General features: G+C 67.8%; 20 protein-coding genes and 1 tRNA gene. 6 read left to right on the forward strand and 15 right to left on the reverse strand.

Annotated elements, in window-relative coordinates:
• Positions 1-12: 12 nt before the first annotated feature.
• Positions 13-1434, reverse strand: coding sequence for a hypothetical protein (locus tag IEY60_RS03985; RefSeq protein WP_229739524.1), 1422 nt, complete (start codon positions 1432-1434; stop codon positions 13-15).
• Positions 1435-1668: 234 nt separating this feature from the next.
• A complete protein-coding gene (locus tag IEY60_RS03990; protein ID WP_189023867.1) occupies positions 1669-3147 on the reverse strand; it encodes a glyceraldehyde-3-phosphate dehydrogenase in 1479 nt (492 codons plus the stop codon).
• A gap of 273 nt (positions 3148-3420) precedes the next feature.
• Between IEY60_RS03990 and IEY60_RS03995 the strand changes: the two genes are divergently transcribed.
• Positions 3421-4488 (forward strand): serine hydrolase domain-containing protein, encoded by a 1068-nt coding sequence (locus tag IEY60_RS03995; protein WP_189023868.1) that lies wholly within the window; start codon positions 3421-3423, stop codon positions 4486-4488.
• A 3-nt stretch (positions 4489-4491) separates the two neighbouring features.
• Here the strand turns inward: IEY60_RS03995 and IEY60_RS04000 are convergent, their stop codons facing one another.
• Complete coding sequence (locus IEY60_RS04000) at positions 4492-4809, reverse strand: GYD domain-containing protein (RefSeq protein ID WP_189023869.1); 318 nt, start codon at positions 4807-4809, stop codon at positions 4492-4494.
• A gap of 211 nt (positions 4810-5020) precedes the next feature.
• On the opposite strand from IEY60_RS04000, the gene IEY60_RS04005 reads away from it, so the two are divergent.
• On the forward strand, positions 5021-6406 hold the full coding sequence (locus IEY60_RS04005; protein ID WP_189023870.1) for a DUF1214 domain-containing protein: 1386 nt from the start codon (positions 5021-5023) through the stop codon (positions 6404-6406).
• Positions 6407-6457: 51 nt separating this feature from the next.
• On the opposite strand, the gene IEY60_RS04010 is transcribed toward IEY60_RS04005, so the two are convergent.
• Complete coding sequence (locus IEY60_RS04010; RefSeq protein WP_189023872.1) at positions 6458-8128, reverse strand: FAD-binding dehydrogenase; 1671 nt, start codon at positions 8126-8128, stop codon at positions 6458-6460.
• A 94-nt stretch (positions 8129-8222) separates the two neighbouring features.
• Here IEY60_RS04010 and IEY60_RS04015 point away from each other — a divergent pair, with 94 nt between their 5' ends.
• From IEY60_RS04015 to IEY60_RS04025, 3 genes are all read left to right on the forward strand, one after another.
• Positions 8223-8879 carry a TetR/AcrR family transcriptional regulator gene (locus tag IEY60_RS04015; protein WP_229739525.1) on the forward strand — a complete coding sequence of 219 codons (657 nt, stop codon included), beginning with the start codon at positions 8223-8225 and terminating at the stop codon, positions 8877-8879.
• A 157-nt stretch (positions 8880-9036) separates the two neighbouring features.
• Positions 9037-9750, forward strand: a complete 714-nt coding sequence (locus IEY60_RS04020; protein WP_189023874.1) for a YciI family protein — start codon at positions 9037-9039, stop codon at positions 9748-9750.
• A 20-nt stretch (positions 9751-9770) separates the two neighbouring features.
• On the forward strand, positions 9771-10985 hold the full coding sequence (locus tag IEY60_RS04025; protein WP_189023876.1) for an RNA polymerase sigma factor: 1215 nt from the start codon (positions 9771-9773) through the stop codon (positions 10983-10985).
• A gap of 169 nt (positions 10986-11154) precedes the next feature.
• Here the strand turns inward: IEY60_RS04025 and IEY60_RS04030 are convergent, their stop codons facing one another.
• The 10 genes from IEY60_RS04030 to IEY60_RS04075 all read right to left on the reverse strand — a co-directional run bounded on the left by IEY60_RS04030 (position 11155) and on the right by IEY60_RS04075 (position 21327).
• Positions 11155-12231 carry a YeiH family protein gene (locus IEY60_RS04030; protein WP_189023878.1) on the reverse strand — a complete coding sequence of 359 codons (1077 nt, stop codon included), beginning with the start codon at positions 12229-12231 and terminating at the stop codon, positions 11155-11157.
• A gap of 128 nt (positions 12232-12359) precedes the next feature.
• The gene (locus tag IEY60_RS04035) at positions 12360-13118 is read right to left on the reverse strand and encodes a DUF8020 domain-containing protein (RefSeq protein WP_189023881.1); all 759 of its coding nucleotides are present in this window, start codon (positions 13116-13118) and stop codon (positions 12360-12362) included.
• A gap of 94 nt (positions 13119-13212) precedes the next feature.
• Positions 13213-14805 (reverse strand): long-chain-fatty-acid--CoA ligase, encoded by a 1593-nt coding sequence (locus IEY60_RS04040; RefSeq protein WP_189023883.1) that lies wholly within the window; start codon positions 14803-14805, stop codon positions 13213-13215.
• A gap of 43 nt (positions 14806-14848) precedes the next feature.
• Positions 14849-15505: a CoA transferase subunit B gene (locus IEY60_RS04045; protein WP_189023885.1), complete on the reverse strand. Its 657-nt coding sequence runs from the start codon at positions 15503-15505 to the stop codon at positions 14849-14851.
• A gap of 1 nt (position 15506) precedes the next feature.
• Positions 15507-16271: a CoA transferase subunit A gene (locus tag IEY60_RS04050; RefSeq protein WP_189023887.1), complete on the reverse strand. Its 765-nt coding sequence runs from the start codon at positions 16269-16271 to the stop codon at positions 15507-15509.
• Positions 16268-16861 (reverse strand): RBBP9/YdeN family alpha/beta hydrolase, encoded by a 594-nt coding sequence (locus tag IEY60_RS04055; RefSeq protein ID WP_189023890.1) that lies wholly within the window; start codon positions 16859-16861, stop codon positions 16268-16270. Before IEY60_RS04055 ends, IEY60_RS04050 begins: the two co-directional genes overlap by 4 nt.
• 24 nt (positions 16862-16885) lie before the next feature.
• On the reverse strand, positions 16886-18223 hold the full coding sequence (locus IEY60_RS04060; RefSeq protein ID WP_189023892.1) for an MFS transporter: 1338 nt from the start codon (positions 18221-18223) through the stop codon (positions 16886-16888).
• A gap of 132 nt (positions 18224-18355) precedes the next feature.
• A complete protein-coding gene (locus IEY60_RS04065; protein WP_189023894.1) occupies positions 18356-19408 on the reverse strand; it encodes a beta-keto acid cleavage family enzyme in 1053 nt (350 codons plus the stop codon).
• 47 nt (positions 19409-19455) lie between these two features.
• Positions 19456-20325, reverse strand: a complete 870-nt coding sequence (locus IEY60_RS04070) for a TauD/TfdA dioxygenase family protein (protein ID WP_189023903.1) — start codon at positions 20323-20325, stop codon at positions 19456-19458.
• 27 nt (positions 20326-20352) lie between these two features.
• The gene (locus tag IEY60_RS04075) at positions 20353-21327 is read right to left on the reverse strand and encodes a quinone oxidoreductase family protein (protein ID WP_189023905.1); all 975 of its coding nucleotides are present in this window, start codon (positions 21325-21327) and stop codon (positions 20353-20355) included.
• A 251-nt stretch (positions 21328-21578) separates the two neighbouring features.
• Here IEY60_RS04075 and IEY60_RS04080 point away from each other — a divergent pair, with 251 nt between their 5' ends.
• Positions 21579-22643: an AraC family transcriptional regulator gene (locus IEY60_RS04080; RefSeq protein WP_189023907.1), complete on the forward strand. Its 1065-nt coding sequence runs from the start codon at positions 21579-21581 to the stop codon at positions 22641-22643.
• A 286-nt stretch (positions 22644-22929) separates the two neighbouring features.
• Here the strand turns inward: IEY60_RS04080 and IEY60_RS04085 are convergent.
• A tRNA-Val gene (locus IEY60_RS04085) sits at positions 22930-23001 on the reverse strand.
• Positions 23002-23156 lie beyond the last annotated feature (155 nt).

The following is a 23156-nucleotide window of genomic DNA, read 5'->3' on the forward strand; positions in this document are numbered from 1 at the left end:
CGAGAACAGCCGTCACGAATGCCGACGACCGCAGGGGCAAGACGATGTCGCGTGGCGCGGATGCATGGCGCGCACGCTGCGGGGACGCGGGATAGACCGATCGAGGCCACGACCGGGTGCGGGCAATCCGGCGCGGAACAGGCCGTAGGTGATCCGCCGCTGCACGACGGACTCCAGTTCGTCCCGGAGCGGACCGTCGCGCAACTGCGCGTCCGGACCGAGCAGGCCTTCGACGACGGCCAGCGCACCGGCGGTGTCGCCGTGGTCCAATCGTTCGCGAATGCCGGCGAGCCGGTCAGGACGACGATGCGCCTGGTCGATGACCTGCAGGCAGGGCAGCGGGGTGCCGGTCAGGGCAACCAGCAGTTCCTCGCGCCGGATTTCGGCCGGGTCGTGGTCCAGTGCGGCGAGCACCCCGTTCACCAACCCGATCCGATGTTGCGCACCCCGGCATTCCACGATCCGCGGATTGCCTGCGCCCGCGGTGGTTCCGGGTACATCGGCCGACGAGCAGGCCGGGTCGAGCGCCGCGGCCACCAGGGGATGGAGCCGATCCGCGGAGATCGCACCGGCACGGAGCAACATCAGGTCGGGAAGTACCCAGGTCGCGGCGTCGGGCAGGACCGGCAGTGCGGATACTGCGCCTCGCGAGTAGTTCTGCGCGATCCGCGGCACCGGCTCGGCGGCGGCCCCGCTCAGCGACTCGGACGGATCCCCGTCGGTATTCAGGTCTAGGACCACCCGCTGCCGGGCGCCGTAGCGCACGAGAACCGAGCCGGCGTGCGACTGCTCGGCGCGCAGCAGAATTGCCGCTTCGGCCGCCCAGCGGTCGACAGCACAACCCCGCGACATCAGGGTGGTGAGCGCCGCATCGTTGGTGGTGAATTCCACTGCACCGGTACGCATCTGCTCCGCGTCGGCGTTGCTCGCGGCCCAGTCCGCTACGCCGGAACGCCTCCGCAGCTCGGCTGTTCTGCGTGCGTCCCACAGGTGGCGGTGCAGGTCCAACCGGAAACGGCGGTTGGGCCGGGGATGTGGGTGCGGGCTCGTCCCGGATCCGTCCCAGAGCGCGAGGCTGATCCGCTGACCGGCATCAGCCCAGGCCGGTGGAGTACGAACCACCAGGTCTACGAAACCTGCTGTACCACTGCGGATTCCGTCGTCGCTGTAGCGGGCCAGCACCATCGTCAGGCCGGGCCGGAGCAATCCGTCGGGCGCGACACGGGGCAGGTGCCAGCGCAACAGGTCCGGCGCCAGATGACGCAGGTCTGCCCGCACGCGCGCGGCGAGTTCGGAGCCATGGGTCCGTGCCAGCGCACGAAGATCGAACTCGACGTCGACATGAGCGGCCGCGCACGCCCCGGCCCAGTCCCCGACACGGCGCCGGGTGGTCGCGATGTCGATCATGCTGGGCGGCACCGCGAACTCGCGCACGCGCAACCAGAAGGAAAGACGGGAATCGTCCCCGCGATCGAGCGGGAGAGAAGCCGGTGCGATGACCGGCGAGGGGCTCAACGGCCCGGGCGCAGAACGCCCTTTCGACGAGAAGTCATGCGCCAAGTATGCACAATGATCAACTACCCGACAAGCGCCGGCGTTCGGCCTACGACAGCAGATGGCGCCCGACCAGAGGTCAGGCGCCATCTCGCTCGAATGTCGCTGTGCTGGTTACCCCGCGTCGGCAGCGGCCAGCTCACGCGGCTCGGACTGGGCGCCGACCTGCGGATAGGTCGGGTACTCGATGCCCGAGATGTACTGCACCGTCCGCACCACCTGGCACGAGTAGCCGAATTCGTTGTCGTACCAGACGTACAGAATCGCGGTGTCACCCTCGACGATCGTGGCGTTGGCGTCGATGATCGACGCCGCGCGCGACCCGATGAAGTCGCTGGAGACCACATCGTTGGCGGCGGTGTAGTCGAGGTTGCGGCTCAACGGGCCCGCCAGCGAGACCTGACGCAGGTAGGCGAGCACGTCCTCCTTCGTCGTCTCCTGCTCGAGCTGCAGGTTCAAGATCGCGACCGACACGTCGGGCGTAGGCACGCGGATCGAGTTGCCGGTGATCTTGGCCTTGAAGTCCGGCATCGCCTTCGCCACGGCGGAGGCGGCGCCGGTCTCGGTGAGCACCAGGTTGAACGGCGCGGACCGGCCACGACGGTCGGCCTTGTGGTAGTTGTCGAGCAGGTTCTGGTCGTTGGTGAACGAGTGCACCGTCTCCACGTGCCCGCGCAGGATGCCGTACTCGTCGTCCATGGCCTTGAGCGGCGGCACGATCGCGTTGGTGGTGCACGAGGCGCAGGAGAAGATCTGCTGCGTCAGGTCCAGGCTGCGGTGGTTGACGCCGTGCACGATGTTGGGGACGTCGCCCTTGCCCGGCGCGGTGAGCACGACCTTCGCGATGCCGGGGCGCAGGTGCTGGGACAGTCCGTCACGGTCACGCCAGCGACCGGTGTTGTCGATCAGGATCGCGTTGTCGATGCCGTAGTCGGTGTAGTCGATCGTCGTCGGGTCATCGCTGTAGATGAACTTGATGACGTTGCCGTTCGCGGTGAGCGTGTTGTTGTCCACGTCGACCTTGATGGTGCCGTTGAAGTGGCCGTGCACCGAGTCCCGGCGCAGCAGCGAGGCGCGCTTGGCCAGATCGTCGTCGCCGCCCTTGCGCACCACCACGGCGCGCAGTCGCAGCCCGTTGCCGGATCCCGCCTTCTCGATGAGCAGCCGGGTGACCAGGCGACCGATGCGGCCGAAGCCGTAGAGGACGACATCGCGCGGGCCCTGCGGCTCGGCCTTGTTGCCGCCGATCACCTCGGCCAGCACCGCCGCGGTGAACTCCGGGATCGACAGGCCGCGGTCATCGGCGCGATAGGTCATCACCAGCTGACCGAGGTCGATCTTGCACGGCCCCAGATCCAGCTCGCTGAGCACCTGCAGGAACGGCAGGGTCTCGTCGACGGACAGTTCCTCACCGGCGATCTGCCTGGCGAAACGGTGCGTCCGCAGGATGCTGATCACCGACTTGTTCACCAGCGACCGGCTGTGCAGCAGGATTGTCACACCCTTCGCGCGGTACAGCGTGCCGATGATCGGGATCATCGCCTCGGCAGCGGCTTCCTGAGCATTCCAGCGGTCAAGTTGTTCGGTGGTCAACACACGTCCTCAGGTTTCCTCGATAGGTAGTCGCCATCGATGCTAAAGACGCCCGCGATATCACCGAGACCGGCTCCCCACCAGTGAGGTGCGGGACACGTCGGGTCAGGTCCGAGCACTACTATGGGCGCCAGCAGCGCGGTGTACCGACGCCATGTCACCGCGACCGGTGGGCGGACGTTCACAGCGAGGTGGAGCATGCGATTCACCGCAGCGCTTTCGGTGGCAACCGCGGTCGTGATGTCGGTGTGCGTGTCATGCGCCCCGCAACCTGTGCGATTTCCCAGCGCTGCGCTCGAGACCGATCTGAACCAGCTCGTCCGGGACGGCAACGTGCCCGGAGCACAGCTGGTGGCGACCGACGGCGACCACGAGATCCAGCTCGACGGCGGGTTCGGTGACCTCACCACCGAGACACCGTTCCCTGATGCGGCGCGCGTGCGGATAGCCAGCAATACCAAAACCTTCGTCGCGGCCGTCGTCATGCAGCTGGTCGGCGAAGGCCGCGCGGCACTCGACGTCGCGGTGGAGCACTATCTCCCGGGGATGGTCACCGGTCCCGGCGGTGACGGAAGCTGGATCACCGTGCGCCAGTTGCTCAGCCACACCAGCGGCATACCCGACTATCTGCCGTTGCTCCGGCTGAGCTCCGAGGCGGATCTGCGGCGATCACGCCCCGTCGACGAGTTGATCGCCATGGCGCTGGCCCGTCCGGCGATGTTCGAACCGGGTACGGAGTTCGGCTATTCGAATACCAACTATCTGCTGCTCGGGCAGGTAGTCGAGCGCATCACCGGTGCGTCGATCGCGGACGAAGTCACCGGACGGGTGATCCGCCCGCTCGGCCTCACAGAAACCTACTGGCCGAATTACCCTGCGGAACAAGCGATTCGCGAACCGCATCCCAGGGCATATCATTACTTCGACGACGAGCGCGTAGACGTCACCGATATCGACCCCAACTGGGGACTGCCGGATGGGGCCATGGTGTCGAGTGGCCGTGATCTGAACCGGTTCTTCACCGCGCTGGTCTCCGGCAGGCTGGTACCGGCGGCCGAGTTCGCCGAGATGACCAAGACCGTTGCCGTCCACCTCCCCGGAATCACCGGTGTCGGCCTCGGACTGTTTCGGCGGACGACCAGCTGCGGGCTGGAGGTGTGGGGCCACAACGGCGCCATCTACGGTTTCTCGGTGCTAGTCGCCGCGACCGCGACCAGCGCCGTGACGATCAGCTTCAACCAGATGCCACGCCTGGCCGACGCCGCCCGATTCGAGCCTGCCGTGCTCGTCGACAAGGCGCTGTGCGCGCTGAACGATCAGCCGACGCCGAGCCGGCGATGACAGCTATGCCGGCGGCCGATAGGTGACTTCCAACGCCACGGCCTCGTCGATCTGCGCAGGCGTCAGCAACCCGACAGTGTGCGAAACCGCAGCACCGGCGGCGGCTGTCCGAATCGCGAGCGCCGCGGCGGCGACATCGTCCGGGACATCGCCGATGACGAACAGATCATCCTCGCCGAACGCGAAATAGCAGGCTTCCACCTGTCCACCCACGCTCTCGACCATCTCCGTGATCGCCGCTTGACGCGCACTGCCACCCTGCGCGAGGAGCCCAGTCGCCCCTTCCTGGAGATAGCTGACCCGCCACATGTATTTGGGCATACCTACCAACCTCCTCAGCTGAGACGATCTCGGCGAGACCGAGCCTAGGGCCCCACCGCCCCCGAATTCGCTCGGCAGGAACGCTGTCGTCGCAATGATGCGCCACTGCAACTGCGGCGATATCTGAAGAGCTCTCCGGCGCCGGGACAGCGGCGCAGTTCACCCGTTTCAGGTGAGGCCGACCGATATTCGACCACCTAGCGTGACCGGGATGACTGCACCGCAGGACATCCGCGGGGGTTTTCCGCATAGCCAGGCTGTGCGTCGCGCCTATGACGAACTCGATTACAACCGGGCACTGGCGATGTATCGGTTCTTCTATCCCACCGTCTCGCTGGAAGCGACCTGGCGCGGAAATCTCAGCGCGGGGGCAGTGCCGAACACCGTGATGGCGCTGCTGGTCGGCACCCCGGACCAGTACGTGTTCACGGCCAACTCCGACACCCCGTACTCCGGACTCACCGTCGACCTGTCCGCCGGACCGATGGTCGTGGAGATACCGCCCGGCACCCTCATGGGCACGGCCAACGACCTCAACCAGCTCTGGGTCCTCGACCTGGGCTTGCCCGGCCCCGCCGGCGACGCCGGGGGTAAGCACCTGCTGCTGCCACCCGGCTACGCCGGTCCGGTCCCCGAGGGATATTTCCCGGGTACCGCCACGACCAACCGGGTCCTTGTCCTCGTGCGCGCACTGCCCCACGGCACCGACGTCGACGCAGCGATCGCACTGATGCAGCAGGTCAAGGTGTATCCGCTGGGCGCCGATGCCGAGTCGAATCCGGTGGACTGGGTCGATCTGTCGGTGCAGCAGGGCCTGGACTTCTCGCCCGTGCGCTGGGAGGACAACCTCGACTACTGGCGAGTCCTGCACGAGATCCTGCAGACCGAACCGCCCAACCCCGCCTACCGCTACCAGTACGGGGAACTCGCTGCCCTCGGCATCGTGCGCGACGCCCCGTTCTACCCCGACCGGCGGATGACGGCCATCCTCACCGATGCCGCCAGGCGCGGTCACCTGCACCTGTGCGCGCAGTCGTTCGCCGACCGCCGCCCGGACCGGATCGTGTGGCCGGACAGCCGGTGGGAGTGGGCCGTGCTGTGCCCGGAGAACGGCACCTTCGACACCGACGGCTACACCGACCTGTACGCGCGGGAGAAATGGTTCTACCAAGCCCAGATCGCATCCCCCGCCATGTTCGCCCGCGAACCCGGCGCGGGATCGCTGTACTGGCTCGGCCTGCGCGACTCCGCGGGCGCCTACCTGGAGGGCGCCGGCTACTACAGCCTCACCGTGCCGCAGCCGGTCCCGGCGAGTCTGTTCTGGTCCATCACCGTCTACGACGCGCGCACCCGCAGCGAACTGAGAGCGCCACAGAACCGAGCCGCCCTGCGCTCGCTGTACGAACTCGCCGACATCGACACCACCGCCCCGCTCACCCTCTACTTCGGGCCGACCCCACCACCGAACACCCCGCCCGATCGCTGGGTCCAAACCATCCCGGGCACAGGCTGGTTCACCTACTTCCGCATCTACGGACCCACCGGCCCAGCCTTCGACGGCACCTGGCAGCTACCGGACTTCCACCGTCACGGATGACCTCGTCCCGACGAACCGCTCCGTCGGCGGCATCGCTGTCTCCGGCGCCGCTCAGAGACTGTCGGCGATCGCACGACCGGCGGCACGACCGGAGAAGATGCAGCCGCCGAGGAAGGTGCCCTCCAGCGCGTTGTATCCGTGCACTCCACCACCGCCGAAGCCCGCCGCTTCACCCGCCGCATACAGCCCGGTGATGACGTTGCCGTCGGCGTCGAGAGCGCGCGAGCCGAGGTCGGTTTGGATACCGCCGAGGGTTTTGCGGGTCAGCACATGGAGCTTGACGCCGATCAGCGGACCCGCCGCCGGGTCGAGGATGCGATGGGGTGCGGCGGTCCGCATCAGCTTGTCGCCGAGGTAGCGGCGGGAGTTGTGGATGCCCTGGATCTGGGCGTCCTTGCTGAAAGCGTTGCCCACCTGGAGATCTCGGGACCGAATCTGCGCACGGAGGCGGTCGGGATCGAGCAGCGGCTCGTCGGTCAGTGTGTTCATCTTCGCCACGAGGTCGTCGATCGTGTCGGCGACCACGAAGTCGGCGCCGTGTCGCTTGAAGGCTTCGACCGGCCCGGGTGCGTGTTTACCGAAGACCCGCTCGGTCACGATCGCCTTCCGGTTCTTCGTGGTGATGTCGGGATTCTGCTCGGAACCGGAGAGGGCGAACTCCTTGGCGATGATGCGCTGGGTGGTGACGAACCAGGAGTGGTCGTGCGGGGCGAGTTCGGGGGTGGTGCGCAGGTAGCGCAAGGTGCCGAGGGTGTCGTAGCCGGGAAGATACGGTTCGGGCAGGCGCCGTCCGAGGGCGTCGAACCACATCGAGGAGGGGCCGGGCAGGATCCGGATGGCGTGGCCGGGCCAGATCGGGGCCCAGTTCTGGATGCCCTCGGTGTAGTGCCACATGCGGTCGCGGTTGACCAGCCGGACGCCGGCGTCGGCGGCGATGTCTAGCATGCGGCCGTCGACGTAGGCGGGGACACCGGTGATCATGGTCGCCGGTGGCGTGCCCATCCGTTCCGGCCAGTGCCTGCGCACGATGTCGTGGTTGCCGCCGATCCCGCCCGTGGCGAGAACGACTGCGCCTGCGGACAATTCGAACTCCTCCAGCACGTCGCGGTTGGACGGCGCGCCTCGTTCGGCGTCGTCGTCGGCAAGGACCGCGCCGCGCACGCCGGTGACCGCGCCGTCGGTGAAGACCAGCTCGTCGACGCGGTGCCGGTGCCGGAAGGTCACCAGCCCCGTGTCCGCGGCCCGCAGCGCCGACTCCGTGAACGGCGCAACGACACCGGTTCCCGTGCCCCAGGTGACATGGAATCGGGGCACCGAGTTGCCGTGTCCGTCGGAACGCAGGTCACCGCGCTCGGCCCAGCCCACCGACGGCAGGAACCGGAGTCCCAGTTCGTGCAGGTACGAGCGCTTCTCCCCCGCCGCGAACTCGACGTACGCGCGCGCCCATTTCGCCGCCCACACGTCCTCGTCGTCGAGCCGGTCGAAACCCGCGCTGCCCGACCAGTCGTTCCAGGCCAGCTCGAGCGAGTCCCGGACGCCGAGACGGCGCTGCTCGGGGCTGTCTACCAGGAACAGCCCGCCGAAGGACCAGAAGGCCTGGCCGCCGAGATTGGCGGCGTTCTCCTGATCGACAACGAGCACGCGCTTGCCACGGCGGGTCAGCTCATGTGTTGCGACAAGCCCGGCCAGACCTGCGCCCACCACGATGACATCGGCATCCATCCGGACGACCTCCACTTCCCACTGAGCACTCCAGAGAATTCAATCCTGCATCCGATACACTAATGCATCCGATTCGAGCCGGTATCCTACTCGGGTGAACTCGCCCCACTCGACCGAATCCGTGACGCCGACCGCTGCCGCCGGGAGCCCCGTCAAAGCGCCGCGCATCACGCGTCGCCGCGCGGAGACCAGGGCGCGCCTGCTCGATGCCGCGTTCCGGGTGTTCGCCGAGAAGGGGTTCGGCGCGGTGCGCATCGACGACGTCTGCGGCGCGGCCGGATATACGCGCGGCGCGTTCTACTCCCAGTTCGACAGTCTCGAAGAGCTGTTCTTCGTCCTCTACGACCAGCGCGCCACACTGATCAACGAGCAGGTGCGCGCCGCTCTCGACGCCGTCGCGGACCCGACGGACCTCGAATCGTTCGTCGACCGGCTCTCGGCGACACTGCTTCTCGATCGCGACTGGCTGCTGGTGAAGACCGACTTCCTCACCCACGCCGCGCGCAGGCCGGAGACCGCCGCGCGGCTGATCACCCATCGCGCGCAGCTGCGATCGGCCCTCGAAGCCAAGCTCGCCGAGAGCAAGTTCAGCCTGCCCGCGGAGCTGGGCTCGATCGGCGAGGCGGCGCGCGCGGTCATTGCCGCCTACGACGGCGTCACCGTGCAGCTGCTGCTCGACAACGATCAGCCGGCAGCCCGAGCGTGGTTGGCCCGGCTGATACGTCAGCTCGGAGTGGCCGGACGGACCTAGAGGTGCCCGAGCAATCGTGGCACCGCGAACAGCCCGGACTCGATGTCGTTGTCACCGATCGACATCGCCCGACACCCGATGTAGAGAACGCCCCGTGCGGTTCGTCGTCCTGGTAGAGAGGGGTAATCGGCCCCTCACATCGAGGAAGGTGTGCGCCATGCATTATCTGGTGACGTTGGTGGGACGCGAAGACACTCCCGCCGCACGACCCGGTACGCCGGAGTTCGACGCCGAGGTCGCGCGGTACGCGGAATTCGACGAGAAGGAAGGTGCGGCCGTCGCCGGTGGCGCGGCGCTGTTCCCGTCGGCGGAGGCGATCCAGGTACGCCGCTCGGGCGGGCGGACCCTGGTCACCGACGGCCCGTTCACCGAGCAGGCCGAGGTGGTCGGCGGGTTCTACGTGTTCGAAGCCCCCGATCTGGACGAGGCCATTCGGCTGGCGCGGCAGTTGCCCGCCGTCGAGAGCGGCGGGGTGGAGATCCGCCCGCTCGTCGAGTGGTCACCGCACGCCACCCCGCGTGCGGACTGGTGGTTGGCCCTGCTGTGGGAATCGCCCGCGGCGGTGGTCGAGCCGGGCACACCGGAGTGGGACGTCATGGCGGCCGAGCACGCGCGGTTCGGCGAGAAGTACGCCGACGCCCTCCGCGGCGGCGGCGCGCTGCGACCGCCGTCCACCGCGACCACGGTGCAGAGGCGCGACGGCCGACTCCTGCTGACCGACGGCCCCTATCCCGAGTTCGCCGAGGTGGTCGACGGGTTCTACCTGTTCACCGCCGAGGGACGCGACCGAGCCGCCGAGATCGCCGCGGCCGTCCCGCTCGGGGACAGTGGTCGCGCCGAGGTACGCCAGATCGTCGACCTGGGCGGCTGAGCGTGCGCACCGACCCGCCCGTGACGATCGACGCGGTCTACCGCGCGGAGTTCGGGCGGGCCGTGGCGACGGTGGCCGCACTGACCGGGGATATCGGACTCGCCGAGGACGCGGTGCAGGAGGCGTTCGCCGACGCGGTGCGCACCTGGCCCGAACGCGGGTGGCCCGCCAACCCGGGCGCGTGGATCACCACCGCCGCCCGCCATCGCGCCCTCGACCGGCTGCGGCGGGAATCGGCGAGGGCGGACAAGGAACACGGCGCGGCGCTGCTGCGCTCACCGGTCGAGGAGGCCGAGGTGTCCCCGGTGACCGACGACCAGTTGCGGATGATCTTCACCTGCTGCCATCCGGCACTGTCACCGCCTTCCCAGGTGGCGTTGACGCTGCGCCTGGTATGCGGTCTGCGCACCGCCGAGATCGCGCGCCTGTTCCTGCAACCGGAACACACTGTCGCGCAACGACTCACCCGAGCCAAGACGAAGATCCGCCAGGCGGGCATCCCGCTGCGGGTGCCGCCACCGCACCTGCTGGCCGACCGGGTGCCGGTGGTGCTGGCCTGCGTGTATCTGGTGTTCACCGAAGGGTATTCGGCGACGTCGGGTCCGGCCGCCGTCCGTGCCGAATTGTGTGACGAGGCGATCCGGCTCGGCAGGCTGGTGTGTGGGCTGCTGCCCGGCGAATCGGAGGCGCGGGCGTTGCTCGCGCTGATGTTGTTGCAGGACAGCAGGCGCGCGCAACGGCGTTCGGATGACGGGGAGTTGGTGCCCCTGGAGGACCAGGACCGCGCGAGGTGGGATCGTGCGGCCATCGCGGCCGGTTTATCCTCCCTGGACTCGGCCGCCGCCGGAGCCGGACCCTATCTGGCGCAGGCACGCATCGCCGCCGCACATGCGAGCGCACCGAGCTGGTCGGAAACAGATTGGCACGCGGTACTGGCCGGCTACGACGAACTGCTCGGGTATCTCGAGTCGCCCGTGGTCCGCGTGAACCGCGCCGTAGCCGTCGGTTTCGCGCACGGCTTCCCGGCGGGGCTCGCGGCCCTCGACGAAGTCGCGGCGGACCCGCGCCTGGCCGGCACCCACCTGGTCGGCGCCACCCGCGCCGAGCTGCTGCGCCGTGCGGGCCGCCCGCGCGAGGCGGCCGAGCACTACCGGGCCGCGCTGACGCTGGTCGGCAACGATGAGGCACGCCGCTTCCTGGCGCGCCGCCTCGCCGAGGTCGAGACCGAACGCTGAACGCCACCATCGTCGGAAGCGACGAAAAGACCCCTGACCGGGCGTATCGCCTGACCAGAGGGTCTTCATCCGGGGGTCCCCGCTGGTTTCGAACCAGCGAAAGCGCGGATGCCGAAACCGGCCACTATCTCGAAAAATGGGCGCCCAACTGCTACCGCACCCCGCGGCCTCAGGCGGTCGCGATCAGTGCTCCGGCCAGGGCGAGCATGGTGACCCACAGGGTCGAGCCGGTCGCCAGCACGATCGGGCGGGCGCCGATCCGGGCCAGCGAGCGCAACCGTACCCCGGTGCCGAGCGCGAACATGGCCGCGGTGAGCAAGACCGTCTGTATCTCACGCGCGAGGTCCAGCGCGGCGGAGGGAATCACGCCGGTCGACCGAATCGCCGCGCAGGCGAGGAAGGCCAGCACGAACAACGGCACCAGCGGCGGCTGGTGCCCCGCCGCCATGGATTCGGCGGTCTGGCTACGCCGGATGTGCCAGCTGATGGCCGCCAGGACCGGCGCGAGCAGAACGACCCGGGCGAGTTTGACCACCACCGCGATCGTGAGCGCGGTCCCACCGAGCGCCCCACCCACAGCGACCACCTGAGCGACCTCGTGTACCGCGGCGCCCGCCCACACCCCGCTGGTTGCCGCTTCCAGCCCGAGCGCATGGGCCGCGGGTGGGATGATCGCGATCAGCAGCGTCCCGAACACCACCACCAGTGCGATCGAGGTCAGGACTTCTTCTTCGTCGGCGTCGACGACGCCGTCGGCCGCGGCGACCGCAGCGGCGCCGCAGATCGAGAATCCGCAGGCGATCAACAGCCGCTGGGTCCACCCGACGCCGAGCATCCGGCCGAACAACATGGTGCCGCCGATTCCCGCGACGACCACGACAAGCACGACAAGCAGGGTCGCGGGGCCGAGTCCGAGGATATCGGTGAAGGTCACCTGCAACCCGAGCAGTGCGACTCCGATCCGGAGCAGCCGCTTGGCGCAGAACTGCAATCCGGGCCGGATGCGTTGGGGAATATCAATGACATTCGCGGCGATCGCACCTACCAGAATCGCAGCCAGCAGCGGGCTGATGGCGGAGAACCGCCGGGTGGTCAGCAAGATGGCGGCGACGACAACGGCGGTGAGCAGCAGCCCGGGCACGTACTCGCTCCCCCATTGCCGCGCGCGGCGCACACGCGATGGATGTACCGGTTTCCCCGGTACGAGCGATTCGCTCACCAGGTCGGATGCAGTGGGCTGGGGCATGATCGAGGTGTTCCGTGCTTTCGCTCTCGGCAACCGTGGCGAAAGGCGGCCGACGGTTGATGGTGGTGGCAGTCCGTCGGGCTGGGTGGCGCAGTCACATGCCTGTGCCACCCAGACGACGGTGCGGGCTACTTGGCCGGGACGGTGGCCGGGTCCTTGCACTGCGCCTGCTCCGGCGGGCACGGAGCGAAGACCGTGGAGAAGTACTGAATCGCGGAGAACACCAAGATCGGCCCACCCGCCAGCAGCAGGCCGGCCATCGTGCCGACGGCACCCAACGTCGCCGCGCCGACCACGCAACCCGCGATCGTGGCGCCGACAACCGGCGCCAACAGGACGATGAGCGGGCTGGAGAGCACCGCGCCGGCTCCGGCGCCGAGTAGACAACCGACTCCGCCACCGATCACGGCGCCGACAACGGCGCTCACGGCCGCGCCGATGCCAGCCCGTTGGGCGAAGACGCCGAGCGCCTGCGCGTCACGCGGTACGAACGACTCGGCGACCTGCGTAGCGGCTTGGTCGACCGATATCGCCTCGGCCCGCGTAGTCGCGGCGACCGGTTGCCCACCCGTCCTGGCCGGGGTGAGACGCGCCGTGGTTCCGTCGATCCGCGCGGCGATGGGGTAGGCCGTGTCGTCGAGCTGGTACTGCAGGGGAATCGCGGCGAGCGGCTGATCGGCGGCATCGCGGATCAGCAGCTGGGAGTCGATCTGCTCGATCCTGCCCCCGTCGAGTTTCACTACGGCCGAATCGCCGTCCCTGGTGACCTCGTAGCGCACCCCGGATGCCTGGGGAGCAGGCTCCGGAACCGCACCCGCGGTCGCGGCGGTCATAGCAACCGCGACCGCGGCGAGCACGGCGGTCGCCGTCGCTGATTTCATCCTCATGATCGGTCCTCATCTTCAATCGTTGACACCGGACCAGCGCAGAGTCGCCGGCATCCGGCGTTGTGGGGCACCGCGGCCCCGGATCCGGCGCCGGTCAGCTGCCGGAGACTGTTGCCCCGCTGTAGGCCGCCGGGGGCTGGGCGCGGACGGCGAGTTCGCGTTTCAGGATCTTGCCGCTGGCGGTCGTCGGCAGCTCGGTGGTGAACTCGATGACGCGCGGATATTTGTAGGAGGCCAGCTGCTCCCGTGACCAGGCGATGAGATCGGCTGCGCTGACAGTCGTTCCGCGCTCCGGCACGATGAAGGCCTTGATCTCCTCGCCGTAGTGCGCGTCGGGAATTCCGATGACCGCGGCGAGCGACACCGCGGGATGAGTGAGCAGTAATTCTTCGATCTCGCGGGGATAGACATTGAATCCACCGCGCACGATCATGTCCTTGGCTCGATCGACGATGTAGTAGAAACCGTCGGCATCGCAGCGCGCGAGGTCACCGGTACGGAACCAACCGTCCCGCATGACCTCGGCGGTGGCCTCGGCGCGGTGGTGATAGCCCTTCATCACGTTGTGCCCACGTAGCGCGATCTCGCCGATCTCCCCGGCACCGGTGACGGTGTTCCACTCCGGGTCGATCAGTCGGGCTTCGACGCCCCAGACCGGGATCCCGATGGATCCGGGCCGCGGATCGCGGCCGGGATCGGCGAACATCGCGAGCGGGGAGGTTTCCGACAGCCCGTAGCCCTCGAGGATCTGGACGCCGAAGCGCTGGGCGAACTGCGACAGCATCTCGACGGGGAGCGCGGCCCCGCCGGACACGGCCTTGCGAAGGGTGCCGGCGATCAGGTCGATATCGACGGTGCCGTCGAGGGCGTTGAGCAGCCCCCAATACATGGTCGGCACACCGGCGAAGAAGGTGATGCGCTCCTGCGCGAGCGTCCGCAACGCGGTCCCGGCGTCGAAGCGCGGCAACAACACCAGGGTGGCGCCGACCGATAGGCCGGCGTTCATGTTGATGGTCTGGCCGAACGAATGGAACAACGGCAGGGTCACCAGGTGGCTGTCGGAGCGCTCGGGACTGTTGTCGAACAACCGGTTCGCGGTCAGTGCGTTCATGACCATGTTGGCGTGGGTGAGTTCGGCGCCCTTGGGTGTTCCGCTGGTGTAGAGGATGACCGCGGTGTCATCAGGATTGCGACTGACGGTGTCGAAATCCCGCGGACACGACGCGACCGCCTGGGCCATGGTGTCGATGCCGGCATACGGGGAATCGGCTCGACCGTCGGTGGTGATCACCACCATCTCCCGGCAGCTCGACGCCGCCACGAAACCCTCTCGCCCGTACTCACCCATCGGCAGCTCGGCGCCTCCTTCGTAACAGAAGTAGAACCGGGCCCCGGAATCGGTGAGATGGTAGGCGATTTCGCGTGCGCGCAGCAGAATGTTGAGCGGGACGACGACCCCGCCCGCCTTGAGAATGCCGTAATAGGCGACGACGAATTCAGGCAGGTTCGGGCACGACAGCGCCACCTTGTCGCCGGGTTCGAGGCCACGCGCGGTCAACAGCTGCGCCACCTGGTTGGCCCGCGCGTCCAGTTCGACGTAACTCAACCGCTCGGTACCCAGCACGATCGCCTCGGCATCGGGTTGCCTGCGGGCCGTATCTTCCAGCAGGACAGCGAGATTGAACACAGATCAGCCTTTCGGGAATTATCGGAACCTGCACCGGGCCGGATCAGTACGCCGCGTGCAGGTCGGCGGCGGTGGCCTCCCGGACCTGGGCCTCGGTGACACCGGGCGCGCATTCCCGCAACGCCAGCCCGGTCGGGGTGACATCGATGACGGCCATGTTGGTCACGATCCGGTGCACCACCTGTTCCCCGGTCAGCGGAAGCGTGCAGCGGGGAACGATCTTCGGTGCGCCGTTCTTGTCGGTGTGCTCCATGAGGACGATGACTCGGCGGGCGCCGTGGACCAGGTCCATCGCCCCGCCCATGCCCTTGACCATGTGCCCGGGAACCATCCAGTTGGCCAGGTCACCGGTCGCCGAGACCTGCATGCCCCCGAGGACGGCCGTGTCGATGTGGCCACCACGGATCATCCCGAAGCTGGTCGCGGAATCGAAGAATGATGCCCCCGCGAGCACGGTCACGGTTTCCTTGCCCGCGTTGATCAGATCGGCGTCGATCTCGGCCGCGGCCGGGTACGGTCCGGTGCCGAGGATGCCGTTCTCCGAGTGCAGCGTCACGCGCACGCCCTCGGGCAGATGATTGGGGATCAGGGTCGGCAGGCCGATGCCGAGGTTCACATACTCACCGGAGCGCAGTTCGAGCGCGGCCCGCGCCGCCATATCGGTCCGCGACCAGCCGAGAGCTGTTGCAGCGGTAGTCATATCAGTTCTCCTGGGCGACGGTGCGCTTCTCGATGTGCTTGGTTTGCCTGCCGGTACGCACGACGCGGTCGACGAACACACCCGGCAGATGGACGTTGCCCGGGTCGATTTCACCCGCGGGGACGAGTTCTTCCACCTGCGCGATGCAGACCCGGCCCGCCATAGCGGCATTCGGATTGAAGTTGCGGGCCGACTTGTCGAACACCAGATTGCCGTCGGTATCCCCGACGAGCGCGTGGACCAGGGCGAAGTCGGCCGTGATCGCCTGCTCGAGCACGTATCGCCGCTCGCCCCAGCGGCCACCGAAGCTGCGCACCTCTTTGGGCGGTGACGCGACGGCGACCGAACCGTCGGGCGCGTACCGCCAGGGCAGGCCGCCCTCGGCGATCGGGGTACCGACCCCTGCGGGAGTGAAGAATGCGGGCACACCGGCACCGCCGGCCCGGAGTTTCTCCGCGAGGGTGCCCTGCGGAGTCAACTCGACCTCGATCTCGCCGGCCAGATACTGCCGGGCGAACTCCGCGTTCTCCCCTACATAGGAGGCGACGATGCGTCGTATTCGCTTGTCCCGAAGCAGGATTCCCAGTCCGACCGTGTCGGTGCCACAGTTGTTGGAGATGATCTCCAGGTCGGTGACAGCAGTGGCGGCCAATGCCTCGATGAGCATGTCGGGAATGCCGCACACCCCGAATCCACCGACGGCCAGGCTCGATCCGGAGGCGATATCGGCCACAGCGGCGGCAGCCGAGCCGACGACCTTGCTCATCGGAGCGCCTCCGCCCCAGCAGCGGTCGAGGCGATCAGCTCGTTCAGCAATTCCTGCGCGCGCGGCCAGTCGCCATAGCCGGAAGCCGGATTGAGGTGGCCGACGTCTCCGAGATCTACCAGGCGACTGCCCCAGGCTTCGGCCATACCGGCCACCCGCCGATACGACGCGAGCGGGTCGGTGGTGGACGCGGCGACGACGCTGGGGAACGGCAGCCGCCGCCGGGGAATCGGGTTCCAGCCACCCGCCGCCAGTTCGTCCACGGTCGGATACCCGCTCGGCAGCGGAGTTTCCAGGTCGGCAGGCGTGGCCAGCAGCGCACCACGGATCGGTCGCCGGTGCTGCCGTGCCCAGTGCACGGTGATCATGACGCCGGCACTGTGCGCGACCAGCACCACCGGGCCGTCGATATCCGCGACGACAGCATCGAGTGCGGCGATGCGCGCGGCCAGGCTGAGTTTGTCGTGCTCGAGCGGCGCGACGGTGCGCACCTTGTCCAGGCGCTGGGCGAGCAGCGTCTGCCAATGCTCGGGGACGTGGTCACGCAGTCCCGGCACGATCACGATGGTGGGTTCGGCGGTGTCTTGCATGGTGTGCGGTGGTTCCTTTCGAGTTCACCGGCCGGGTGCCGGTGCGACGGCGGCGAGTGTGCGTAGCCCGGCGGGATAGAGACGTTTGCCGAGCAGGAGCGCCACGATCGCGAGCAGGTAAGCAAGCGGCGTGAGCCGCAGCGCTGCGGACAGTCCGAGCTGATCGGCGAGCACGCCGACGACGAACGGACCGAGGGCGAGCCCGAGCAGGCTGTTGGCCAGGGTCAAGGTGCCGAAAGCCGAGGCCCGCACCGACGGGTGGGTCAGGTTGGCGACCATGGCCGCGGTGGGGCCGGACGATCCGCCCGAGAAGAAGGCGCCGATACCGATCAGCAGCAACTGCGCGGGGCCCGCGGCGAGGCTGAAGCCCGTACCGAGGCACACCAGCGAGATGGCGCAGAACACGATCGCCGCGGACCATTTCCGGGACATGTCGACCCGGCTGACCCGGTCGGTGATCATGCCGCAGCACACCATTCCGGAGCCGACGAGCAGGACGAATACCGAGGCGACCGCGCCGGCCCGGTCCGGCGCCAGATCGTAGTTGCGGTTGAAGAAGCTCGGCATCCACGACAGGAGCACCGCGGCCGTGAAGATCTGGAAGCCGCTGCCGACGTAGGCGCACACTACCGACGGGTTGGTGAACAGCGTCGACACCGGGGCGCGGAAACCCGCGCCGTGTGGCCCTGCGTCACTCTGCTGATCGGCCGCGTTCCTGGCGAGTTTCACCTCGCTCACGACCACACTGAACAGGGCGGCCAACAGCAGGCCGATGATCGCCATGGCGGCGAACGACCAGCGCCATCCGAACTGGACGGCGATCACGCCACCCAGGCCGACACCGAGAACGGATCCGAACGAACCGCCCGCCATGAACGCACCGCTCAGCGCGGCATGCATCCGGGGGGCGAAAACACCGAGCACCACGGCGATTCCGACGCTGCCGTAGGCGGCCTCGCCGACGCCGACAAGGAATCGGGCGGCCAGCATCTGCTCGTAGTTCGCCGCCACGGCGCACAGTAGTGTCGCGGCGCTCCACAGCACCGCCATCAGGACCAGACTGCGCACCCGCCCCCACCGGTCGGCCAGCACCGACAAAGGCAGGGTCAGAATGCCGACCATGAGCGCGACCACACTCGTGAGCGCGGCCAGCTTCGAATCCGACAGTGCCCATTCGGTTTTCAGGAAGGGAAAGACCGCGCTCAGCACCTGCCTGGACATGTAGTCGGCCAATAGCAGGCCGAAGGCCAGTAGGAAGACGACCCACGGGTAGCGCCGACGAGGTCCGGGATTTCGATCCGCCTCGACCGGGGCGGCGACCGTGTGGTCGGCCGCCCCGGCGACGGTAGTGTGCAACTTCATCGGTGCTCCTACGTGACCGGTGCGCCTAGACGGTGGGCGACGCACCGGAGCTGATGAGTAAGACGCCGTCGCCGCGCGGCGACGGCGGGCGGCGAACGGGCAGGCGGGACGCACCCGCCCGTCGCCGACAGCTCAGGCGTGCTGGGTGAAGCCGACCTGGCCGGGCTTGCGGTTGGGGGCGTAGCCGAGCTTGGCGAGAGTCTCGTCGACGCTCGAGTACTGCTCGCCGATCCGGTAGATGTCACGGGCTTCCTTGCCGTCGGCGACACCGCGGCCCAGTTCCTCGGCGATCCGCGCCAGCTGCTTGACCTGATCTGCCGACTTGATCTTCTCGCCCTTGCGGCCCCACAGGGTGTCCTCGTTGCCGCAGCGCGGATGCAGGCCGAACGCGATCGCCATCGTGTTCACCGGCAGCACGCTGCGCATCAACGTCTCCAGAGTCAGGCACGCGCCATCGGGAACCCGCTGGATGAAGTTCATGATGTTGTAGGGGTTCGGGCCGTCGAACCCGCCGCCGATGCCCACCCAGGTGAGATTGAGGGGGCCCATGTACTTGCCCCGCCGGATCAGCCGTTCGACAGTCTCGAGCTGCGGAATGCTGGAGAGCTGGAAGTGTGGCTGGATGCCATTGGCAGTGAGCCGGCGCAGGTGCTCTTCGACCCACCCCGGGCCGGCGGGCACGGTCATTTCGCGGTAGGTGTCGTAGAGCTCCGGGCGCTGGAACGAGGTGCCGGCGATGTCGTCGTCGGTCATCAGCTCGACGATGTTCATCTGGCTGGTGTTGATCGCGATGGTCACCTGGTCCGGCTTCGGGTCCAGCTCGGCGAGCATGTGCCTGGTGTCGTCGGAAAGCCACTTCGCGTCGGTCCCTTCGCCTTCCGGGGCGAACGAGATCGACCCGCCGACCTGCAGGATCATGTCCGGCACGGCCTCGCGCAGCCCGCTCAGCAGCTCGTTGAACTTCGACAGCCGCTTGGATCCCTTGCCGTCGAGCTCGCGGACGTGGATGTGCAGGACCGAGGCGCCTGCCTCGTAGCAGTCCACCGCCTGCTGCACGTGCTGCTCGATGGTCAGCGGCAGGTCCTCACGGAAGTCGTCGGGCTCCCACTCCGGACCATACGGCGCGCAGGTGATGACCAGTTTGTCCTGGTTCTCCGGGAACAGCGCATCGTCGTGGAAATGCATAATTTTCTCCGATCGGTGTCGAACATTCGTGGAGGGAAAAGGAATTCTCAGAACGGTTTGTCGCCGACGATGCCCGCGCGCTCCATCTTGCGGACCGCGGGCCAGTAATCTTGCACGGCGTAATGCTGGGTGCACCGGTTGTCCCAGATCGCGAAACTGTTCTCCGTCCAGCGCCAGCGGACCTGGAATTCCGGAACGGCCGCCTGCCGGATCAGGTAATGCAGCAAATCGGCCGCCCCGGGCGCGTAGTCCGCGCCGAAACGCACGTTTTCGGGCGTGTGGTAATTGACCAGGTGCGTGGTGAAGGAATTGACGAACAGCACGCGCTCACCGGTTTCCGGATGGGTACGTACCACCGGGTGCTCGGCGTCGGGATAACGACGGGCGAGATCGTGCCGCTGTTCCTCCGGCATCGCCGCACCGAAACTCGCCTCGATGCTGTGGCGCGCCCGCAGGCCCTCGATCCGGGCCTTCACCCGCTCGGGCAGACGCCGGTACGCCTCGGCCATGTTCACCCAGATGGTGTCGCCGCCGACCGGCGGAGTCTGCACGCAGCGCAGGACCGAACCCATCGACGGGTTGTCCCGCCAGGTGGCATCACAGTGGAAGGAATTCTCGTAATGCTCGGGCTGACTGTCGAGGTCCTTGTAGATGCGCACCAGCCCGGGGTTGTCCGGGTCGCTGCCGAGCACCGGATGATCTTCCAGCGGACCGAATCGCTGCGCCAGGGCGACATGTTCGGCGCGGGTGATGTTCTGATCGCGAACGAACAACACCTTGTATTCGAGCAGCAGCGCGCGCAATTCAGCGAAGAGGGAATCGTCGGCGGCGACCTGAGCGAGGTCCACATTCCCCAGTTCCGCACCGATCGAACAGGTGAGCGGCGTGGCGGTGATCGATCTGGCAATCGTTGTCATCGTTGTCCTCCAGTGGTGTCGCCGGGATCAGAGAGTGAAGACCGAGGAACCGATGCTGCGACCCGACTCCATGTCTCGGTGGGCTTGCACCGCGTCGGAAAGCTTGTAGCGCTGGTTGATCTCGCTCCGGATGCGACCGGCCAGCACATGCGCGAACAACTCACCCGCCAGCTCGGCGCGCTCCGCGGGATCGGCGATGTAATCGGCGAGTGCGGGACGGGTCACGAACAGCGAGCCCTTGATCGCCAGCTGCATGGCGTTGATGGGCGGCGTCGGACCGGAAGCGGTGCCGAAGCACACCAGCAGCCCGCGCCGCGCCAGCGAGTCCAGCGACGTGTCGAAGGTGGTCTTGCCGATGCTGTCGTAGACGACCGGTACGCCCGCACCGCCGGTGATCTCGCGCACCCGCGTGGCGACGTCCTCGCGGGTGTAGATCACGACGTGATCGCATCCGTTGGCCCGGGCGATCTCGGCCTTCTCCTCGCTGGAGACCGTGCCGATCACGGTGAGCCCCAGCAATTTCGCCCACTGCGCGAAGATCAGTCCGACGCCACCTGCCGCTGCGTGGAGCAGCACGGTATCGCCCGCGCGCAGCGGATGGATGCGACGCAACAGGTAGGCGGCGGTCAGACCACGCATCGTCATCGATGCGGCGGTGTCGAAGCCGATCCCGTCCGGCAGGGCGATCAGATGCTCGGCCGGCATCACCCGTTCGGTGCTGTAGGCGCCGAGCGGGCTACCGGTGTAGGTGACCCGATCCCCCGCCGCGAAGCCGGTGACCTCCGGGCCGACGGCCTCGATCACCCCGGCCGCCTCGACACCCATCCCCGCGGGCAGCGGCGCCGGGTAGAGACCGGTGCGGAAATAGGTGTCGGCGAAGTTCAGTCCGACAGCCTCGTGCCGGATCCGCACCTCGCCGGGACCTGGGTCGCCCACCTCGACGTCCTCCCGGCGCAAAACCTCAGGGCCACCTACTTCGTAGAAGCGAATAGCTTGTGCCACAACAGATCTCCTCGAATTTCGAACGCAGAATCCGGGCCCGGATGTGCCGTCGCACCGCGGCAGCAGCCGTGCCGGTTCCATGGATCGCGTGCTGTCAGCGGGAGGTCGCGCCGTGGAAGTTCACCCACTCGCGGTTGCCTCATGCGCTGATCACCAACACTGTGATGGGAACCACCGTATTCCAGATGACTCCCCTGTGCTTATCCTGGAGGGACATATTGATGTTCATTTCGGGACATAGAGGGATGCCGATGAAGCCACTCGCCCGCTACGCGGCAATCCACGGATATGTCGAGCTCAGCCGCTCACTGGGGCTCGATCCGGTCGCCCTGATCCGCGCCGCCGGGCTGGATCCCGCCGGCCTCAGCGCACAGGACCGCTGGGTCCCCGCTGCCTCTGTCGCCGATCTGCTCGAACGCTCCGCCGCCGACTCGGGGCATGAGGACTTCGGCCTACGGCTGGCCGAACGGCGGCGCTTCGCCAATCTCGGCCCGCTCAGCATGGTCATCCGCGAGGAGCCCGACGTCCGCAGCGCACTGCGGACCATGACCCGCTACGAGCACATGTTCAACGAATCACTGCACACCCGGCTCACCGAGCACAACGACATCGCCACTCTCCGGTTGAGTCTGGATCTGGGTGGGCCGGGCGAAAGCCGACAGGCGATCGAACTGGCCGTCGGCGTCCTGCACGGCCTGATGCGTGGATTCCTCGGACCCACCTGGCAACCGCTGGAAGTCCGCTTCGCCCACCCCGCACCCCTCGACCGCCGCACCCACCACCGCATCCTCGGACCGCACGTCGATTTCGACCAGGACTTCAACGGAATCCTCGTCTACACCACCGATCTCGACGCACCCAACGCCATGGCCGACCCGCAGCTGCGTACCTACGCGCAGCAAATCGTCAACGCGCCTCGGGCCACACCGAACACGACGACCTCCGAACGCGTTCGGGACCTGATCGAACTACTCCTGCCGACCGGACGATGCTCGGTCGATCAGATCGCCCGCAGCCTCGGCGTCGACCGGCGCACCATCCACCGCCGCCTCGCCGCCGAGGGCGAGACGTTCACGTCTCTTGTCGATTCCACCCGAGCCGACCTCGCCGAGCACATGGTCGCCAGCCGCCGCCACGCACTCACCGAGATCGCCGATCTGCTCGCCTTCTCCTCGCCGGGCAATTTCTCGCGCTGGTTCCGAACCCGCTTCGGCCACAGTCCCAGTCAGTGGCGGGCAGCGCACCCGGCGGACCGTGTTCGAGCCGCTCCCGACGCACGGCCGCCCAGTGCTCCGCCCACCACCGAGCCGGGCTAGCGAGGATCGCCGCCGGCACACGGCGCGTGGACGGGGTCGGCGTGGTCCGGCACCGCCACCGCGTGGGTCCCGGCCCAGGCGGTCGACCGGCTGCTGGAGATCTCCGCGGCGCAGTCGGGCTGCCTAGCGTCCTCACCCCCGACGGCACCCTGATTGTTCAGCACCCGCTCCCGCCGCAGACTATGCCGACCAACGTCTGCATCGGGTTCATAGGTAGCGATTGCACGCAGTAGGCACGAAAAATGGCTGGTCGACATGAAAACCATGTCTGACCAGCCATTATGTGTGGTCCCAGCTGGTTTCGAACCAGCGACCTTCCGCGTGTGAGGCGGACGCTCTCCCGCTGAGCTATGGGACCGAACACCGTGCCGAGGGGCTTCGGAGAGCCTCTCGAACGAGATGGAACATTAGCACGGCGGACCCGGGTGACACCAAATCGCCTTGTGAACGGGGGCTTCGGGTTCCTCAGCCTTTTCTGTGGGGCGCCGCGTGCGTGGGCGGGTCGACGGCGGG

The sequence above is a fragment of the Nocardia rhizosphaerihabitans genome, from assembly GCF_014646295.1.
In the GTDB taxonomy this organism is placed as follows: domain Bacteria; phylum Actinomycetota; class Actinomycetes; order Mycobacteriales; family Mycobacteriaceae; genus Nocardia; species Nocardia rhizosphaerihabitans.

What these genes read in the sequence shown, in the direction of transcription:
- IEY60_RS04000 (WP_189023869.1), bottom strand. Translation starts at nt 4,809, where the DNA reads ATGCCCAAATACATGTGGCGGGTCAGCTATCTCCAGGAAGGGGCGACT.
- IEY60_RS04005 (WP_189023870.1), top strand. Translation starts at nt 5,021, where the DNA reads ATGACTGCACCGCAGGACATCCGCGGGGGTTTTCCGCATAGCCAGGCT.
- IEY60_RS04010 (WP_189023872.1), bottom strand. Translation starts at nt 8,128, where the DNA reads ATGGATGCCGATGTCATCGTGGTGGGCGCAGGTCTGGCCGGGCTTGTC.
- IEY60_RS04020 (WP_189023874.1), top strand. Translation starts at nt 9,037, where the DNA reads ATGCATTATCTGGTGACGTTGGTGGGACGCGAAGACACTCCCGCCGCA.
- IEY60_RS04030 (WP_189023878.1), bottom strand. Translation starts at nt 12,231, where the DNA reads ATGCCCCAGCCCACTGCATCCGACCTGGTGAGCGAATCGCTCGTACCG.
- IEY60_RS04035 (WP_189023881.1), bottom strand. Translation starts at nt 13,118, where the DNA reads ATGAGGATGAAATCAGCGACGGCGACCGCCGTGCTCGCCGCGGTCGCG.
- IEY60_RS04045 (WP_189023885.1), bottom strand. Translation starts at nt 15,505, where the DNA reads ATGACTACCGCTGCAACAGCTCTCGGCTGGTCGCGGACCGATATGGCG.
- IEY60_RS04050 (WP_189023887.1), bottom strand. Translation starts at nt 16,271, where the DNA reads ATGAGCAAGGTCGTCGGCTCGGCTGCCGCCGCTGTGGCCGATATCGCC.
- IEY60_RS04055 (WP_189023890.1), bottom strand. Translation starts at nt 16,861, where the DNA reads ATGCAAGACACCGCCGAACCCACCATCGTGATCGTGCCGGGACTGCGT.
- IEY60_RS04060 (WP_189023892.1), bottom strand. Translation starts at nt 18,223, where the DNA reads ATGAAGTTGCACACTACCGTCGCCGGGGCGGCCGACCACACGGTCGCC.
- IEY60_RS04065 (WP_189023894.1), bottom strand. Translation starts at nt 19,408, where the DNA reads ATGCATTTCCACGACGATGCGCTGTTCCCGGAGAACCAGGACAAACTG.
- IEY60_RS04070 (WP_189023903.1), bottom strand. Translation starts at nt 20,325, where the DNA reads ATGACAACGATTGCCAGATCGATCACCGCCACGCCGCTCACCTGTTCG.
- IEY60_RS04080 (WP_189023907.1), top strand. Translation starts at nt 21,579, where the DNA reads ATGAAGCCACTCGCCCGCTACGCGGCAATCCACGGATATGTCGAGCTC.